At 63.5% G+C, this 16,834-nt stretch carries 11 protein-coding genes; 3 read left to right on the top strand and 8 right to left on the bottom strand.

The genetic code is table 11. The features are described 5' to 3' along the window. Positions 1-166 precede the first annotated feature (166 nt). The 4 genes from M2395_RS31360 to M2395_RS31345 form a co-directional block, all read right to left on the bottom strand. Positions 167-1,591, bottom strand: a complete 1,425-nt coding sequence (locus M2395_RS31360; RefSeq protein ID WP_123431205.1) for a glycerol kinase — start codon at positions 1,589-1,591, stop codon at positions 167-169. 2 nt (positions 1,592-1,593) lie between these two features. Beyond that, entirely contained in the window at positions 1,594-2,850 is a 1,257-nt protein-coding gene (locus M2395_RS31355) for an NAD(P)/FAD-dependent oxidoreductase (RefSeq protein ID WP_015633903.1), read from the bottom strand. Then, positions 2,837-4,243 carry an NAD(P)/FAD-dependent oxidoreductase gene (locus M2395_RS31350; protein WP_015633904.1) on the bottom strand — a complete coding sequence of 469 codons (1,407 nt, stop codon included), beginning with the start codon at positions 4,241-4,243 and terminating at the stop codon, positions 2,837-2,839. Before M2395_RS31350 ends, M2395_RS31355 begins: the two co-directional genes overlap by 14 nt. A 157-nt stretch (positions 4,244-4,400) precedes the next feature. Then, positions 4,401-5,165 carry a DeoR/GlpR family DNA-binding transcription regulator gene (locus tag M2395_RS31345; protein WP_011058875.1) on the bottom strand — a complete coding sequence of 255 codons (765 nt, stop codon included), beginning with the start codon at positions 5,163-5,165 and terminating at the stop codon, positions 4,401-4,403. 382 nt (positions 5,166-5,547) lie between these two features. Here M2395_RS31345 and eutH point away from each other — a divergent pair, with 382 nt between their 5' ends. The 3 genes from eutH (at position 5,548) to M2395_RS31330 (ending at position 8,116) form a co-directional block, all read left to right on the top strand. Then, positions 5,548-6,783 carry an ethanolamine utilization protein EutH gene (gene eutH / locus M2395_RS31340; RefSeq protein ID WP_011058876.1) on the top strand — a complete coding sequence of 412 codons (1,236 nt, stop codon included), beginning with the start codon at positions 5,548-5,550 and terminating at the stop codon, positions 6,781-6,783. 36 nt (positions 6,784-6,819) lie between these two features. Beyond that, entirely contained in the window at positions 6,820-7,176 is a 357-nt protein-coding gene (locus tag M2395_RS31335; RefSeq protein ID WP_011058877.1) for a DUF1937 family protein, read from the top strand. Between the two features lie 103 nt (positions 7,177-7,279). Then, positions 7,280-8,116, top strand: a complete 837-nt coding sequence (locus tag M2395_RS31330) for a 23S rRNA (adenine(2030)-N(6))-methyltransferase RlmJ (RefSeq protein WP_011058878.1) — start codon at positions 7,280-7,282, stop codon at positions 8,114-8,116. Positions 8,117-8,178: 62 nt separating this feature from the next. Here M2395_RS31330 and msrA read toward each other — a convergent pair whose 3' ends face one another. From msrA to aceE, 4 genes are all read right to left on the bottom strand, one after another. After that, entirely contained in the window at positions 8,179-8,829 is a 651-nt protein-coding gene (gene msrA / locus M2395_RS31325; protein ID WP_077933253.1) for a peptide-methionine (S)-S-oxide reductase MsrA, read from the bottom strand. Between the two features lie 73 nt (positions 8,830-8,902). After that, complete coding sequence (locus tag M2395_RS31320) at positions 8,903-11,596, bottom strand: GGDEF and EAL domain-containing protein (RefSeq protein WP_011058880.1); 2,694 nt, start codon at positions 11,594-11,596, stop codon at positions 8,903-8,905. Positions 11,597-11,907: 311 nt separating this feature from the next. Beyond that, entirely contained in the window at positions 11,908-13,857 is a 1,950-nt protein-coding gene (aceF, locus tag M2395_RS31315; RefSeq protein WP_123431204.1) for a dihydrolipoyllysine-residue acetyltransferase, read from the bottom strand. A gap of 11 nt (positions 13,858-13,868) precedes the next feature. Then, complete coding sequence (gene aceE, locus M2395_RS31310; RefSeq protein ID WP_011058882.1) at positions 13,869-16,514, bottom strand: pyruvate dehydrogenase (acetyl-transferring), homodimeric type; 2,646 nt, start codon at positions 16,512-16,514, stop codon at positions 13,869-13,871. Positions 16,515-16,834: the final 320 nt, after the last annotated feature.

The raw sequence follows: 16,834 nt of genomic DNA, 5'->3' as shown, positions 1-16,834 counted from the left end.
CCCGCGCAGCAGTCAGTGGTCCCGTGTGTCTGAGTCGCCAGTAACCGCTTGATGTGCCCGCCGCTTGGCCGCGAGCGGGCGCGTCAGTGTCCAATAGGCGCGACGGTTGGGCAAGGGGGCGCAGGCTTGCCGGGAAAGGGGCGGCCGTCCTTGGCCGATGGCGGTTTCAGCGCGGCTGGGACCAGCCCTGGGCACGGCTGACGGCGGCGCTGAAGGTGCAGCGCCAGGCGTCTGCCGTGGCCCGGTCGATACGCGGCCGGTAGTCGGTGCGGGTGTTGTCCAGCTCTGGCAACTCCAGCCCCAGGCCGCGGGCGGCGAGGGCGGCGCAGCCCAGGGCGGTGAGTTCGTCGAAGCGCTGGGTGACGATGGTGCGTTGCAGGATATCGGCCAGGAACTGGGCGAAATACGGGCTGCGGGCCAGGCCGCCGTCAATCGACAACTGGTCGGTGACGTTGAGGTGATCGTCCATCGCCGTGATCACTTCGGCGCTGCGCAGGGCCACGCCTTCCAGTACCGCCTGGCACAGGTCCTGGCGAGTGGTGGCGGCGTTCATGCCGATCCATACCGCCCCGGCACTGCGGTCCCAGTGCGGGCAGGCAAGCCCGGACAAGGCCGGGACAAACGCCAGCTCGCGGGAAATCGCCGGTGGCTGATCGAAGGCTGCCAGTTCCGAGAAATCGCTGAACAGGCCCAGGCGCCCGGCCCATTCCACTGCGGCGCTGGCGTCGTACACGCCACCGTCCATGGCATACACCGGTTTGCCGTCGGCCTGCCAGGCGACGGTGGCCAGCAGGCCTTTCTCCGGGGCGCGAATGATCTGTTCGCCTGTGACTGTCAGGGCGAAGGCGCCGGTGCCGAAGGTGATCTTGGCGTCCCCCGGCTCCCGGCAGCCGTGACCGTACAGCGAGGCTTGCTGGTCGACCACCGAGGCGCTGATGGGGGTCTGGCCGATGCGTCCGAAGTCGCCGACCGTGGCGCGGATTTCCGGCAGGGCCTGCATGGGCACGCCGAACAGCTGGCACAACTGCGGGTCCCACTGGCCGGTGGCGAGATTCATCAGCGAGGTGCGCGAGGCGGTGGTGATGTCAGTGGCGTAGACCCCGGTCAGGCGATCGAGAAAGTAGGCATCGGTGGTGCCCAGGCGCAGGCGGCCGGCACTCAGGGCGGCCTGTGCCGCCGGCAGGTTGTCGACGATCCAGGCCAGCTTGCTGGCGGAGAAGTAGGCATCCAGGGGCAGCCCGGCCCGCTCCAGGGTCAGGGCTTCGGCGCCGCTGGCGCGCAGTTCTTCGATGCGCGCGGCGCTGCGGTTGTCCTGCCAGACGATCACCGGCGACAGCGGCGCGCCACTGACGGCGTCCCAGGCCAGGCAACTTTCACCCTGGTTGGCCAGGCCGATGGCGTCGACCCGGCCGGTGGCTTCCAGGCAGCGTTGCAGGTTGGCCAGCAGCTCCAGCGGGTCGTGTTCGACCCAGCCCGGGCGCGGGTGATGCTGCTGGTGGCGCAGCGCCAGTTGGATATCGGCACGGCCTTGCATGTCCACGACCAGTACGCGGGTGCTGGTGGTGCCCTGGTCAAGTGCGGCTATTCGCATGGTCATTTCTCTTGTTGTGGGACGGCCTGGTCGATGCAGATGTCCAGTTGGTCGAAATGTTCCGGCAGGTGCAGGTCCTTGATGGGGATCAGCAGGCGCCGTTCCGGCAGTACCGAGACCGGTCGGCTCCAGAGCTCCAGGCCCTGGGCGCGGACCCGCAGGGTGCCACTGACCGCCTGGCTGACCCGCAACTGGATGTGCGCCAGGCCCGCCAGTTCGCCGCGCACCAGGCGGCCCGGCACGCCGAGCTTGATCGGGGCGGCGTACTTCAGGGTCAGGGCGTCATTGGCATCGGGTAGCTGGCCGCTCAGGGCCAGGGCCATCAGGCTGCCGATGCGCCGCCCTTCGCGGTAGGACCAGCCGGCCGTCTCGATCGGCCGCAGCAGGTTGCCGGCGGCAAAGTAGGCCGGGTCCGAACAGCGGCCGTACTGGTCGATCTTCGGCCCCCCGCTGCCATTGTCCAGTTGCAGGTGGCTCAGGCGCACCAGGCTCGACTCCGGGGTGAACTGGCCGGTGAGCAGCACGCCGTCGCAGGAAATGTCGCGAACCTGGCCATCGGCCAGGCGCACCCGGGCCGACTCCACCCGGCCACACCCATTGATCGCCAGCAGCTCGGCGCCAAAGTGCATGGGGATGCCCAGCAACCTTGGGAACACCGACAGCGGCCAGCGGGTGGTGGCTCGTTTATTGGCTTCCAGCACCGCCACCGGACGGATACCGGCGCGTCGGCAACTGAGTACGGCAGACAGGCTGACCAGTTCGGTGCCGATGATCAGGGGCCGCTCGAAAGGCTTGAGGTGCTGCACATAGAGGAAGTTCTGCAAGGCCCCGGTGTTGATCACCCCCACCGGGCGGTCGCCGGACAGCAGGCGTGCCGAGCGCGGGGTTTCCCGGGCGCCGGTGGCGATCAGCACCTTCTGTGCCTGGATCTGCCGTGGCCCGTCTGGAGTGGCCAGGCGCAACAGGCCGCCGGGTTCCAGGCTGACCACCGTGTGTCGCAGCAGCAGGATCACGCCGGCTTTCAGCGCGGCTTCGACATTGCGCCGGGCATAGGCCGGGCCGCTGAGAAGGCGCTGGTACTCGCGCATGCCGAAGGGCGGGTGGGCACAGTGCCGGGGAATGCCGCCGGCTTCGCTTTCACGTTCGATGACAATCACCGGGCCGATACCCTGGCGCCGCAGTTCGATGGCCGCGGCCAGGCCCGCCGGGCCGCTGCCGATAATGGCCGCTTCGGCCTGAAGAAGTTCAGTGCTGTTCATGGCAACGACCTGTGGCAAGAGGGACGGCCAGTTGGCTGGCGCTGAGTTCGGCGACCTGGGCCGAGCAATAGAAACCCTGGCAGCGGCCCATGCAGGCGCGGGTGCGGCGCTTGAGCCCGCCCAGGTCGCCAGGTGGCAGGGGGCTGTGCAGGGCGCTTTCTATTTCGCGCCGGGTCACCAGTTCGCAATGGCAGACGATTTCGCCATAGCCGGGGCGCTGCCAGTCGCGGGGCAAGTGCTCCGCCAGATTGGGCATCTGTGGCCAGACCGGTTCGCGCACCGGCTGGTGCTGGCGGCGCTGGCTGTACAGGCCGTAGACATGCCGGGCAATACCCAGGGCGGCGGTGAGCCCGGTGGAGCGGATGCCGCCGACGGTGATCCAGTGCCGGGCGTGGTCGGCCTGGATCCGGTACTCCTTCTTTTCGCTGGCGGGGCGCAGCCCGGCGTAGGTGGCGGTGACCGGCATCCCGGCGAGGGCGGGAATCCGCTCCACGGCGGCATCGATCAGGCTTTGCAGGGTCGGGCCGTCGAGCCCCGCATGCACGCGGTCCTCCTGTTCTTCGGCGGTGGGGCCCACCAGCAGGTTGCCGTACACCGTGCGGGTCAGGACTATGCCCTTGGTGCGCTCGTTGGGTACCGGCAGGACGATGCGCTCCAGCAGTGTGGCCGCGGCCTTGTCGAAGACCACGAACTGGCCCTTGCGCGGCATGATGCGAAATTCGCTGTGGCCCAGCAGGTTGTGTTCCAGGGTGTCGCCGAACAGCCCGGCGCAGTTGATCACCTGGGCGCTGCGCAGGGTGCCCCGGTTGGTGTGCAGGGTCCAGGCGTCGCCATCGAACTGGCCTTGCTGCACCTCGCATTGCAACTGTACGCGGGCGCCATGGGCCATGGCCTGCTGCAGGTAACCCAGGGGGGCGGACCAGGGGTCGATCAGGTGCTCGTCGGGGACCAGTACCGCGCCCACGGCGTGATTGGCCAGGTGCGGCTCCAGGGCGAGGATCTCGCTGCGTTCCAGCAGGCGAACGTTGTCTACCCCATTGGCCTGGGCCTGGGCGAGGATCCCCGGCAGCCTGGCCTGGTCCTCGGCGTTCCAGGCCACTACCAGCGCGCCACTCTTGAGCAGTGGCAGGTTCATGGCCGAGTGGATTTCCAGGTATTCCTGGTAGCCGGCCTGCATGCACTGCAGTTCCAGGCTGCCACTGGGGGCGTCGAAGCCGGTGTGCAGGATGGCGCTGTTGGCCTTGCTGGCGCCGGAGAGAATGTCGCTGCCCTTTTCCAGCAGCACCACCCGTGCGCCTTCGAGGGCGAAGCGTCGGGCCATGGCGCAACCGACGACCCCGCCACCGACGATGGCCACATCGAAAGTCACATTGTTCGGATAAAGTTCGGTCATATAAATGCCTGTTTCCTGCGGTAACACCCAAGGATCTGTGCAGGAATCAAAGCATAATGTGGGCCATGATTGTTGTTTTTATTTTCTATTCGGTCATATATCGGTCATTTGGTTGTGGTTTTCGGTGATAGCCATCACCTGTGGCAACGGCCCTGGTTCAGGGCTGTGGCACCAGATGTACCTCCACGCCCGCTTTCTCCAGGGCCGCCAGCAGCTCCGGGCCGGGCTGGCGGTCGATCACCAGGCGGTCTATGCGCTCCAGCGGGAACACCTTGAACAGGCCGCGGCGTTCCAGCTTCGAGGAATCGGCGATCACCGTCAGCTGGCGGGCCTGGGCAATCATGGCGCGGGCCACTTCGGCTTCTTCGATGGAGAAGTCCATGGCGCCGTCTTCATTCAGCGCGCCAATGGTGATCACCGCGTGCTCGGCGTTGAAACGGGTGATCTGTTCCAGGGCCAGGGTGCCGACGTTCTGTGTCGAGTCGGGGCGATATTCACCACCGATCATGAACACCCGATTGCCCGACTCGCCAATGCAGCCGGCAATCGGCAGGGAGTTGGTGATCACCGTCAGGCGGGTGTGCTGCGCCAGTTCCCGAGCGAAGAACAGGGTGGTGGTGCCGGTATCGATGAAGATGCTGTCGCCCGCGCAGAACAGGCCGGCGGCGTAGCGGCCGATGGCGCGCTTCTCCTGGGCGTGTTCGTTCATGCGGGTCTGGAAGGTGTTTTCGTGCTCGCCGGTAGGGGGCAGGGCCGCGCCACCGTGGAACTTGGTGACCAGGCCGCTTTCCGCCAGGTCGCTGAGGTCGCGGCGGATGGTTTCCTGGGACGTGGCAGTGATGCGCGCCAGCTCTTCCACAGAAATCCGCTCCCGTTGCCGCAGGAGTTCGAGAATGTGCTGTCGTCGTTCGTTGGGGCGCATGGTGTTTTCCGTTTAGTGGTACTTCGCCACACAAATGGGCATTTTTTGTTACTTACGCACACTCCTGGTTCAGGAATGTGCTGATTCGGTCAAATTCGATGGAAAAGTTAAGCATTTACTTGCACGTTTCACAATGGCCTGCAGTCATGGGGTTGGCTCAAGACCCACGACAGGTCGAGCCAATGTTGCGAAGGTGTATTGACCGAAATATGGTTGTTTCAAAGTAAAAACCACAACTAATACACATTGTGGCACGGGATGTGCCCTGTGTTTCATCACCTGGTTCATCGTTCTCCTTGGCGATGAGTGACCAGAGCTGGCCTCGACAAGAACTTCCCCGGCGGGGGAAACCTATAAATGACGCTCAGAGAGATGAACCCACATGGCTGAATTTGGAAACTACGTCATTTACCTGATCATGCTCGGCGCCGTGATCGGCGCCCTGTCATCCATCATCAAGCCCGAGAGCGGGCTGGGTAAGGAGTTCGTCAACGGTATCCACTCCATCGGCCCGGTGTTCCTGGCCCAGGCCGGGATCATGGTGGCGATTCCCTACCTGTCCCAGGGCATTTCCCACGCCCTGGGGCCGTTCTTCAACGCCCTGGGTTCGGATGTCTCCATCGCGGCGCTGTCGATCATTGCCGTGGACATGGGCGGCTACCAGCTGGCCAACGCCCTGACCGCCAACCGTGACCTGTGGATTACCGCAATGCTGGTGGGCTACACCTCCGGGGCGACCATCGTCTACCTGATCCCGGTGGGCCTGACCATGCTCGAGCGCAAGGACCACAAGTACCTGGCCCTGGGTGCCATGGCCGGGCTGATCAGCATTCCGTTCGCGGTGCTGATGTCGCTGCTGATCATCACCGCTACCCACCTGCCGGTGCGGGACATCGTTTCCACCAACTCCGAGGCGCTGTACTACCTGTCCCTGGGCTTCGTCGACATGCTCAAGCTGCTGGCGCCGCTGTTCGTGTTCTGCTTCCTGCTGGCGGCGGGGCTGCGCTACCGGCCGCAGATGATGGTCAGGGGCTTCCTGGTGTTCGGCAAGATCATGGACGCGGCGATCAAGCTGATCCTGGCCCTGAGCATCGTCGAGCACTTCACCAAGTTCTTCAGCATCAACTTCGGCGGCTGGGGCTTCGACCCGATGTTCGCCGACGAAAAGGAGCTGTTCCGGGCCATCGAGATCGCCGGCTACATCGGCATCATGCTCGCCGGTACCTTCCCCATCTGCTACCTGTTCCAGCGCTACTGCAAGAAGCCCATGGAACTGCTGGGGCGCCATCTGAACCTGTCCAGCACCGGTGCCGCGGGGTTCATCATGGTGTTTGCCAACATCATCGCCACCTTCCACCTGTTCAAGCACATGACCGCCCGCGACAAGGTGCTGTGCGTGGCCCTGGGGGTCTGCGCCCAGGCACTGATCGGCGACCACCTGGCCTTCACTGCGAACTTCCAGCCAAGCCTGATCCTGCCGATTCTGCTCGGCAAACTGTTTGGCGGCCTGCTGGCGGTGGCGATCGCCATCCGCATCTCGGTGCCGGCCGCCCAGCGCTATGAGCTGCAAGAGCAGGAACAGGCGGCCGCCTTTGCCCTGCAACCTGCGCGGGCCTGACGGCCCGCATCACCTATCCCTGAGATCGAGGTAACGATGCGCAAGATTTTCCTGGCCTGCCCCTACAGCCATTCCGAGCCGGCCGTCATCAACGAGCGTTTTCTCCAATGCAACCAGGTCGCGGCGCAGATACTGGAAGCCGGCCATGCGGTGTTCAGCCAGGTGAGCATGTCCCACCCGATCAACCTGTGCCTGGCGGGCAAGGACAATGCCGCCATCGGCAAGCTCTGGGCGCCGGTGGATGCGCTGTACATGGCGATGATGGAGGAGCTGATCGTGCTCGACCTGCCGGGCTGGAAGGACAGTGGCGGGATCAAGCGCGAGATCGAGGTGTTCGAAACGTCCGGGCGGCGGGTCAGCCTGTGGTCGCAAGTCAGCCACGAGTTTGTCTGAAACCCTGGCCGTGCCCGTCGTCGCCTGCGCCGGGTACGGCCCCGCTCTGAACTGACGACAGCCTGCGCACAGGGTAAACTTGCCCCCCTGCGCAGGAGCAACCATGAACTATCGTCACGCCTTCCACGCCGGTAATCACGCCGACGTCTTCAAACACCTGACCCTGACCCGCCTCATCGCCCTGATGTCGCGCAAGGAGCAGCCGTTCGCCTACCTCGACAGCCACGCCGGTATCGGCCTGTATGACCTCAAGGGCGACCAGGCCACGCGCACCGGCGAGTACCTGGAAGGCATCGCCCGCCTGTGGGGCGACGAGGACCTGCCGGCGCTGACCGCCGATTACATGCAGGTGCTGCACAAGATGAACCCCGATGGCGAGTTGCGTTACTACCCGGGCTCGCCGGAACTGGCTAGGCGCCTGACCCGTTCCCAGGATCGGGTGCTGCTCAACGAGAAACACCCGGAAGACGGCCTGCTGCTCAAGGACAACATGAAGGGTGACCGGCGGGTAGCGGTGCACCTGGGCGAGGGCTGGCACGTGGCCCGGGCCCTGCTGCCGGTGGCGGAAAAACGCGCGGTGATGCTCATCGACCCGCCTTTCGAGCAACTGGACGAGATGCAGCGCTGTGCGGCCTCGCTGAAGGAAGCCATTGGCCGCATGCGCCAGACCGTGGCGGCCATCTGGTACCCAGTCAAGGACCAGCGCGCCCTGCGACGTTTCTACCAGGATCTGGCCGGTACCGGTGCGCCGAAGCTGCTGCGGGTGGAGTTGCTGGTGCATCCGCTGGATACGCCCAACAGCCTCAACGGTTCGGGCCTGGCGATCGCCAACCCGCCTTGGGGCCTGGAAGAGGAGTTGCGCGAGCTGCTGCCCTGGCTGTCGAAGAAGCTCGGCCAGACCCAGGGCGGCTGGCAGATGGACTGGTTGATCGCGGAGTAAGGGGGCGCTGGCCAGGCAGCTCCTGCGGAAGGTTGCAGGAGCCGGCTGGCCGGCCCAAGGACTCAGATCGGGCAGGTCACGCCGGTGCCGCCGATCCCGCAATAGCCTTCAGGGTTCTTCGCCAGGTACTGCTGGTGGTAAGCCTCGGCGAAGTACACGGTCGGCGCTTCTTCGATTTCCGTGGTGATGGTGCCCAGGCCGGCCTTGGTCAGCTCCGCCTGGAACACGTCCCTGCTGTGCAGCGCCTGCTCCAGCTGGGTCGGATTGGTGGCGTAGATCACCGAGCGGTACTGGGTGCCGATGTCATTGCCCTGGCGCATGCCCTGGGTCGGGTTGTGCAGTTCCCAGAACATTGCCAGCAGTTCTTTGTAGCTGACCTTGGCCTTGTCATACACCACGAGCACCACTTCGGTGTGGCCGGTTAAGCCCGAGCAGACCTCTTCATAGGTCGGGTTCGGGGTGAAGCCGCCGGCGTAACCGACCACGGTGCTGACCACGCCCTCGCACTGCCAGAAGCGGCGTTCGGCGCCCCAGAAACAGCCCAGGCCGAAGATCGCGAAGTCGACGTCCTGGAAGAACGGGCCAAGCAGCGGGGTGTCTTCGAAGACAAAGTGCTTTTCAGGCAGAGTCATCGGGGTTTCGCGGCCAGGCAGAGCTTGTTCTTTGGTCGGTAGCACGTTTTTGTTCACCAGAATTTCCGAGCGCAGAACCATGATCAGTCCTCTCAGTCAGGGTGGGATCGAGTAATTAATCAGACACGCAGTTTGCCCGAGTGTTACAGCGCTGTCAGGCAATTGGGCCACGAGGATAACGCTTGAGCTTGGCAATCAGCTCGGAGCCGGGAATCGGCCGGTCGAACAGGTAGCCCTGGCCCACGTCGCAGCGGTGGCGGCGTAGGAAGGCCAGTTGCTCGGCGGTCTCGATGCCTTCGGCGACCACCTTGATCTTCAGGTTGTGGGCCATGGCGATCACCGCGGAGGTGATTTCCATGTCGTCCTGGTTGTCGGGGATCTCGTGGATGAAGCTGCGATCGATCTTGATGATATCGATGGGGAATTTCTTCAGGTAACTCAGGGACGAATAGCCGGTGCCGAAGTCGTCCATGGCCAGGGTCAGGCCGAGTTTTTTCAGTTGTTCCAGCTGCTGGTGGGTGTCGTCGGTGGCTTCCAGCAGCAGGCCCTCTGTTAGCTCAAGCTCCAGCAGCGAGGAGGGCAGCTGTTCTTCCTTGAGGATGCTGGCGATGGAGGCCACCAGGTCCGGATCGGAAAACTGCTTGGGCGACAGGTTGATGGCCACGTGCAGGTTGCCCATGCCGGCGGCGGTCAGTTGCTTGCTCATGCGGCAGGCCTGGCGGGCTATCCACTTGCCGATGGGGATGATCAGGCCGGTTTCTTCCGCCACGCTGATGAACTGGTCGGGGCGGATCATGCCCTTTTCCGGATGGTTCCAGCGCAGCAGAGCCTCCATGCCCAGCAGGCGGCCGCTGCGCAGGCACAGCTTGGGCTGGTAGAACACGTCCAGCTCGTTCTGGGTCAGGGCGCGGCGCAGGTTGTTCTCGACGAACAGTTTGTAGCTGGCCTCGGCGTTCAGCGCCTCGGTGAACACCTGCACCTGGTGCTTGCCGTTGGCCTTGGCCTTGTGCAGGGCCAGGCCGGCGTTGCGCATCAGGGTCTGCGGGTCACGGCCGTGCAGCGGCGCACTGGCCAGGCCCACGGAGCCGGTGACGCTGATCAACTGGTTGTCGACGAACATCGGCTTGTCCAGGGTCATCAGCAACTGGCTGGCGATCTGTTGCCCGGTTTCCAGGTCGGTGTTGTCCAGCAGCACGGCGAATTCGTTGCTGGCGAAGCGCGCCAGGCTGCCGCTGGGGCTCAGGCTGTTGCGCAGGCGCCGGGCCAGGCTGATCAGCAGTTTGTCGCCGGTCTGGTGGCCGAGGCTGTCGTTGATCCGCTTGAAATTGTCGATGTCCACCAGCAGCAGGCTGATCGGGGTATCGCTGTCTCGGGCAAAGCGTTCATCGAGGTTGCGGATGAAGGCGGGGCGGTTGCCCAGGTTGGTCAGGTTGTCGGTGTAGGCCAGGCGCTCGATGCGCTGCTGGGCGAGCTTGGTCTGGGTGATGTCTTCGTAGATGCCGATGTAGTGGGTCAGCTCGCGGTTGTCGCCATACACCTTGGAGATCGACAGCTGGCCCCAGTAAGGCTCCAGGTTCTTGCGCCGGCTCTTGAACTCGCCCTGCCAGCTGTTGCTCTTGGCCAGGCTGGACGGAGCGTCGAACAGCAGCTCGCTGAGGTTTTCCAGGGCCGGCAGTTCGGACAGGCGGTGGCCATGGACCTCTTCGGTGCTGTATTGGGTGATCGCCGTGAAGCTGGGGTTGACGTACTCCACCACGCCGTCGCAATTGACCAGCAGGAAGGCGTTGGCGCTCTGTTCCACGGCGCGCTGGAACAGGTGCAGGGCGCTGGTGGCGGCCCGCCGGTTGTGATTGTTGATGACCTGGGCGAACTGGTCTGCCAGTTCGCCGGCGAAGGCGATCTCGTCGGACTGCCAGGCCCGGGTCATGCCGGTCTGTTCCAGGCACAGCACCCCGACCACCTGGCCGTCGATGCGGATGCTGGCGTCGAGCATGGCGTTGACGTCCCGCGGGCGCAGGCTTTCGGCCATCTCCCGGGTTCGCGGGTCGCGCATGGCGTTCTGCGCGTCGATGGCGCGGCAGCTGTGCAGGGCTTCCAGGTAGTCGGGAAAGCTGCTGGCGTCGATGGACTCCGGCATGCGGTATTCCTGGGGGCCGCGGTGATAGGCGGCAATCGGCACCAGTTGCTGGTCTTCCAGGTTCCAGATGCTGGCGCAGTCGATCTGGTAGATGTCGCAGGCGCTGCGGGTAATCAGTTCGGCAGCTTCCTTCAACGAATTGCCGGTGCTGTAGCGCTGGCGGGTCAGGAGCAGGATCAAATCCTGCTGCGCACGCACCCGTTCCAGGTGCTGCAATTGCTCCTGCTGGGCCCGCTGGTTGAGTTCCAGGGCGATCTGCAGGCGGGTGTTCTGGGTTTCCAGATCCAGTGCCGGCAGCGCCGAAGCATCGCTGAACAGCCCTTCGACCACCAACAGGTAGCCGCGCAGCAGGTGCCGGTTGTGCTGTTTGTAGGCTTCGCCCAGCTCGAGGATGCTCAAGGGCCCCTGGGCGGTGTGCAGGGTATAGCGGATCAGGTAATGGGAGCTGTTGCTCAGTTGCTGCTGGATGGTGTCGTGCAACTGATAGCGGGCTTCGGGCTCCATCAGGCTGGCATAGGGCGAGCCGACCAGGGCGCAGAGTTCGACGGCGGGCAGGCCGAACTGGCGTTCGCAATTGGGATCGAGAAACAGCAGCGCCCAGCTCGCTTCATTCAGCCGTTCGAAACGCAACATGCCGAGCCGCGAGGGCACAGGCAACTGCGTCACTACCTCGGCCGCCATACGGCTGGCGGCATCGGGTTGGCTTTTCATGGGGAAACTCGCTTCGAAATTGCTGATCGCGCCGGGCTCACGCCCTCTTTACTGTTGCCTGCGGCAAGGTTGCATCATGGCGCATCGACTGACAAGTAAGATGAAGGCTAAGTGCTATAAACCTGTATCGGCAGGCAGAAGGATTTCTGCAAAGTAACTTTTTTGCTGTTTGGCGTCGTGCACTGACGGGCAATTGGCGACGTTTTTCTGGCAAAAAAAGCCCCGCCAAATTGACGGGGTTGAGGTACGAGCGTGGCGCTCGGAAAGCGTGCGCTACCGGCCCACCCATGACAGGAGGGCCGGTACGCGGGTTACAGCAGAATGGTGCGGATGTCTGCCAGCAGGTCGCTCAGGCGCTTGGTGAAGCGTGCGGCGGCCGCGCCGTTGATCACACGGTGATCGTAGGACAGGGACAGTGGCAGCATCAGTTTCGGCTGGAAGGCCTTGCCGTCCCAGACTGGCTGGATGGTGGCCTTGGAAACACCGAGGATCGCCACTTCCGGCGCGTTGACGATCGGCGTGAAACCGGTGCCGCCAATGTGCCCGAGGCTGGAGATGGTGAAGCAGGCGCCTTGCATCTCGTCCGCGGACAGCTTCTTGGTGCGGGCTTTTTCCGCCAGGGAAGCCGCCTCGGCCGCCAGTTGCAGCAGGCTCTTCTGGTCGACGTTCTTGATCACCGGTACCAGCAGGCCATCCGGAGTGTCCACGGCGAAGCCGATGTTCACGTACTTCTTGCGGATGATCGCCTTGCCGCTTGGCGCCAGGGAGCTGTTGAAGTCCGGCAGTTCCTTGAGCAGGTGGGCACAGGACTTGAGCAGCAGCGGCAGGATGGTCAGCTTGACGCCGGCCTTCTCGGCCACGGCCTTCTGTGCAACGCGGAAAGCTTCCAGCTCGGTGATGTCGGCCGAGTCGAATTGAGTCACGTGTGGCACGTTCAGCCAGCTGCGGTGCAGGTTGGCGGCGCCGGCCTGCATCAGGCGGGTCATCGGCACTTCTTCGATTTCACCGAAGCGGCTGAAGTCCACGACCGGAATCGGCGGGATGCCCGCGCCACCGGTTGCGCCGCCAGCAGCTGGCGCTTCCTTGGCCTTCTGCATCATGGCCTTGACGTAGACCTGCACGTCTTCTTTCAGGATGCGACCGTGCGGGCCGCTGGCGCCGACAGCGCTCAGCTCGACGCCGAATTCACGGGCCAGTTGACGCACAGCCGGGCCGGCGTGAACTTTCGCGCCTGGCTTGGCAGGTGCGGCGGCCGGGGCGGCAGCAGGTGCAGCGGCAGCCGGGGCAGCAGCGGCGGCTGGAGCCGGAGCGCTTGGCGCCGCAGCCGGAGCCGGGGCAGCAGCAGGCGCTGCGCCTTTGACTTTCAGCTTGAGGATCAGATCGCCGGTGCCGACTTCGTCGTCCAGCTTGATGGAAACGCTTTCCACCACGCCAGCGGCAGGCGATGGAATTTCCATGCTCGCCTTGTCGGATTCCAGGGTAATCAGCGACTGGTCGGCTTCAACGCTGTCGCCAGCCTTGACCAGCACTTCGATGATCTTGGCCTTGCCGGCCGAACCGATGTCCGGAACGTGGATGTCCTGAACACTGTCAGCCACTGGAGCAGCCGGGGCTGCTGCAGGAGCAGGCGCAGCGGCAGCGGCCGGAGCAGCAGCCTGGGCCGGAGCGGCAGCAGGAGCCGCAGCACCCGCCACTTCCAGGTCCAGAATCAGGTCACCGGTGCCGACTTCGTCGTTGAGCTTGACGCTGATGGCCTTGACCACGCCAGCGGCAGGCGACGGGATTTCCATGCTTGCCTTGTCGGATTCCAGGGTGATCAGCGATTGATCAGCCTCGACCTTGTCGCCGACCTTGACCTGGATTTCGATGATCTGGGCCTTGCCCGACGAACCGATGTCCGGCACGTGCACTTGCTGAACCGAAGCGGCAGCAGGGGCTGCGGCTGGGGCTGGCGCTGCGGCAGGAGCAGCCGCCGGTTTGGCTTCAGCTTTTGCCGCAGGAGCAGCCGCCGGGGCCGCAGCAGCGGCGCCCTCGACTTCCAGTTCGAGCAGTTCGTCGCCTTCTTTCAGACGGTCGCCCAGCTTCACCTTGAGGCTCTTGATGACGCCGGATTTCGGGGCCGGCACTTCCATGCTGGCCTTGTCCGATTCCAGGGTCAGGATGCTCTGGTCGGCTTCGATACGGTCGCCGACCTTCACAAACAGTTCGATTACTTCACCTTCACCGCTGCCGATGTCAGGTACGCGAATGAGTTCGCTCACAGAAAGTCTCCTCAGCAGTCCAGTGGGTTGCGTTTTTCCGGGTTGATACCGAACTTGGTGATGGCTTCAGCCACGACCTTAGGTTCGATGTCACCACGGTCAGCCAAGGCTTCCAGGGCTGCCAACACCACGAAATGACGGTCTACTTCGAAGAAGTGACGCAGTTTCTTGCGGCTGTCGCTGCGGCCGAAACCGTCGGTGCCCAGGACTTTGAACTCCTTGGATGGGACCCACTGGCGGATCTGTTCGGCGAACAGCTTCATGTAGTCGGTGGAGGCGATGACCGGACCCTTGCGGCCGTTCAGGCACTCTTCGACATAGCTCAGCTTCGGCTTCTGGCCAGGGTGCAGGCGGTTGCTGCGTTCCACGGCCAGGCCGTCGCGGCGCAGTTCGTTGAAGCTGGTCACGCTCCAGACGTCGGCAGCGACGTTGAACTCGTCACGCAGGATCTTCGCGGCTTCGCGAACTTCGCGCAGGATGGTGCCGGAGCCCATCAGTTGCACGTGGTGCGCGGCCTCGCGGGTGTCTTCTTCCAGCAGGTACATGCCCTTGATGATGCCTTCCTCGACACCGGCCGGCATGGCTGGCTGCTGGTAGGACTCGTTCATCACGGTGATGTAGTAGAAGACGTCCTGTTGCTCTTCGGTCATCTTCTTCATGCCGTCCTGGATGATCACCGCCAGCTCGTAGCCGTAGGTCGGATCAAAGGTGCGGCAGTTCGGGATGGTCCCGGCCAGCATGTGGCTGTGACCGTCTTCGTGCTGCAGGCCTTCCCCGTTGAGGGTGGTGCGCCCGGCAGTACCGCCGATCAGGAAGCCGCGGGTACGGCTGTCGCCGGCAGCCCAGGCCAGGTCGCCGATACGCTGGAAGCCGAACATCGAATAGAAGATGTAGAACGGCAGCATTGGCTGGTTGTGGCTGGAGTACGAAGTACCGGCAGCGATGAAGGAGCTCATGGCGCCCGCTTCGTTGATGCCTTCTTCGAGGATCTGGCCCTTCTTGTCTTCGCGGTAGAACATCACCTGGTCTTTATCGACTGGCTCGTAGAGCTGGCCGACGGAGGAGTAGATGCCCAACTGGCGGAACATGCCTTCCATACCGAAGGTACGGGCTTCGTCCGGGATGATCGGCACGATGCGCTGGCCGATTTCCTTGTCCTTGACCAGCTGCGCGAGGATCCGCACGAAGGCCATGGTGGTGGAGATTTCACGGTCGCCCGAGCCGTCGAGGATGGCCTTGAGGGTATCCAGTGGCGGAGTCGGGACGCTGAAGCTCTTGGCGCGACGCTGCGGCACGAAACCGCCCAGTGCGGCACGACGCTCGCTCAGGTAGCGGGCTTCGGCGCTGCCTTCTTCTGGCTTGAAGAACGGCAGGTTCTCAATGTCGTCGTCTTTCACCGGAATGTCGAAACGGTCGCGGAACAGCTTCAGGCTGTCGACGTCGACTTTCTTGGTGTTGTGCGCGGTGTTCTTCGCTTCGCCGGCGCCGGTGCCATAACCCTTGATGGTCTTGGCCAGGATGACGGTCGGCTGCTCTTTGTGGTTGACCGCCTCGTGGTAGGCCGCATAGACCTTGTACGGGTCGTGGCCGCCACGGTTGAGTTTCCAGATCTCGTCGTCGGACAGATCGGCAACCATCGCCTTGAGTTCAGGGGTATTGAAGAAGTGCTCACGGACGAACGCACCGTCCTTGGCCTTGTAGTTCTGGTACTCGCCGTCGATGACTTCGTCCATGCGGCGCTGCAGGATGCCGTCGACGTCCTTGGCCAGCAGTGGGTCCCAGAAACGGCCCCAGACCACCTTGTTGACGTTCCACTGGGCGCCACGGAACACGCCTTCGAGTTCCTGGATGATCTTGCCGTTGCCGCGAACCGGGCCGTCGAGGCGCTGCAGGTTGCAGTTGATGACGAAGATCAGGTTGTCCAGCTTCTCGCGGCCGGCCAGGGAGATCGCGCCCAGGGATTCCGGCTCGTCGCACTCGCCGTCGCCCATGAAGCACCAGACTTTCTGTTTGCCGGCAGGGATGAAGCCACGGGCTTCCAGGTACTTCATGAAGCGCGCCTGGTAGATCGCCTGGATCGGGCCCAGACCCATGGAAACGGTCGGGAACTGCCAGAAGTCAGGCATCAGCCAAGGGTGCGGGTAGGACGACAGGCCATTGCCATCGACTTCCTGGCGGAAGTTGTTCATCTGGTCTTCGGTGATGCGGCCTTCCATGAACGCACGGGCGTAGACGCCTGGCGATGCGTGACCCTGGAAGTAGATCAGGTCGCCGCCGTGTTCGTCGGTCGGGGCCTGGAAGAAGTAGTTGAAGCCGATGTCATACAAGGTGGCGCTGGAGGCGAAGCTGGAGATGTGACCGCCCAGGTCAGAATCTTTCAGGTTCGTACGCATGACCATGGCCAACGCGTTCCAACGTACCAGCGAGCGAATGCGGCGTTCCATGAACAGGTCGCCAGGCATGCGTGCTTCGTGGGTGACGGGAATCGTGTTGCGGTACGGCGTGGTGATGGCGTAGGGCAGTTGCGAGCCGCTGCGGGTCGCGAGTTCGCCCATACGGGTCATCAGATAGTGAGCACGGTCTTCGCCTTCTTTGTCGAGAACCGATTCCAGGGCGTCCAGCCATTCCTGGGTTTCGACGGGATCGAGGTCTTGCATGGCTTGCTCCAGGGCGGAAAGGCTTCCAGAATCGGTTGCCTGAGTTTGCGACTGGCCTTTTGGGCAGACGATTATAAATTCTTGGATTGCCGGAGGTTGATCCAGCGGCGTGTAGTTTTACTACAAATCGTCGGCCATTTCAGCCTTTCGAATGTATATACGAGTAGTAAAACTACAGAAGAGCGGCTTGTGGCCTCCTGCTGCGTTGTGAGAATAATCGTTACTGTTGGTCGATGGCTAACGGGAATAGGTAATAAATTAATGCCGGCTGCTAAAAAAAACCTATTTTCAGCTATTTCTAACTTTTGTTCGACAGTCCA

The organism is Pseudomonas sp. BIGb0176 (genome assembly GCF_024810175.1).
Taxonomy (GTDB): domain Bacteria; phylum Pseudomonadota; class Gammaproteobacteria; order Pseudomonadales; family Pseudomonadaceae; genus Aquipseudomonas; species Aquipseudomonas protegens.
The sequence above is the reverse complement of the archived record's forward strand: the minus strand, read 5'-3'. Positions and strand labels throughout refer to the sequence as shown.

Bases quoted from the DNA above. Each gene is read 5' to 3' on its own strand.
- M2395_RS31320 (WP_011058880.1), bottom strand. From the start codon at position 11,596: ATGAAAAGCCAACCCGATGCCGCCAGCCGTATGGCGGCCGAGGTAGTG.
- M2395_RS31360 (WP_123431205.1), bottom strand. From the start codon at position 1,591: ATGCGAATAGCCGCACTTGACCAGGGCACCACCAGCACCCGCGTACTG.
- aceE (WP_011058882.1), bottom strand. From the start codon at position 16,514: ATGCAAGACCTCGATCCCGTCGAAACCCAGGAATGGCTGGACGCCCTG.
- M2395_RS31345 (WP_011058875.1), bottom strand. From the start codon at position 5,165: ATGCGCCCCAACGAACGACGACAGCACATTCTCGAACTCCTGCGGCAA.
- M2395_RS31350 (WP_015633904.1), bottom strand. From the start codon at position 4,243: ATGACCGAACTTTATCCGAACAATGTGACTTTCGATGTGGCCATCGTC.
- msrA (WP_077933253.1), bottom strand. From the start codon at position 8,829: ATGGTTCTGCGCTCGGAAATTCTGGTGAACAAAAACGTGCTACCGACC.
- eutH (WP_011058876.1), top strand. From the start codon at position 5,548: ATGGCTGAATTTGGAAACTACGTCATTTACCTGATCATGCTCGGCGCC.
- M2395_RS31335 (WP_011058877.1), top strand. From the start codon at position 6,820: ATGCGCAAGATTTTCCTGGCCTGCCCCTACAGCCATTCCGAGCCGGCC.
- M2395_RS31355 (WP_015633903.1), bottom strand. From the start codon at position 2,850: ATGAACAGCACTGAACTTCTTCAGGCCGAAGCGGCCATTATCGGCAGC.
- M2395_RS31330 (WP_011058878.1), top strand. From the start codon at position 7,280: ATGAACTATCGTCACGCCTTCCACGCCGGTAATCACGCCGACGTCTTC.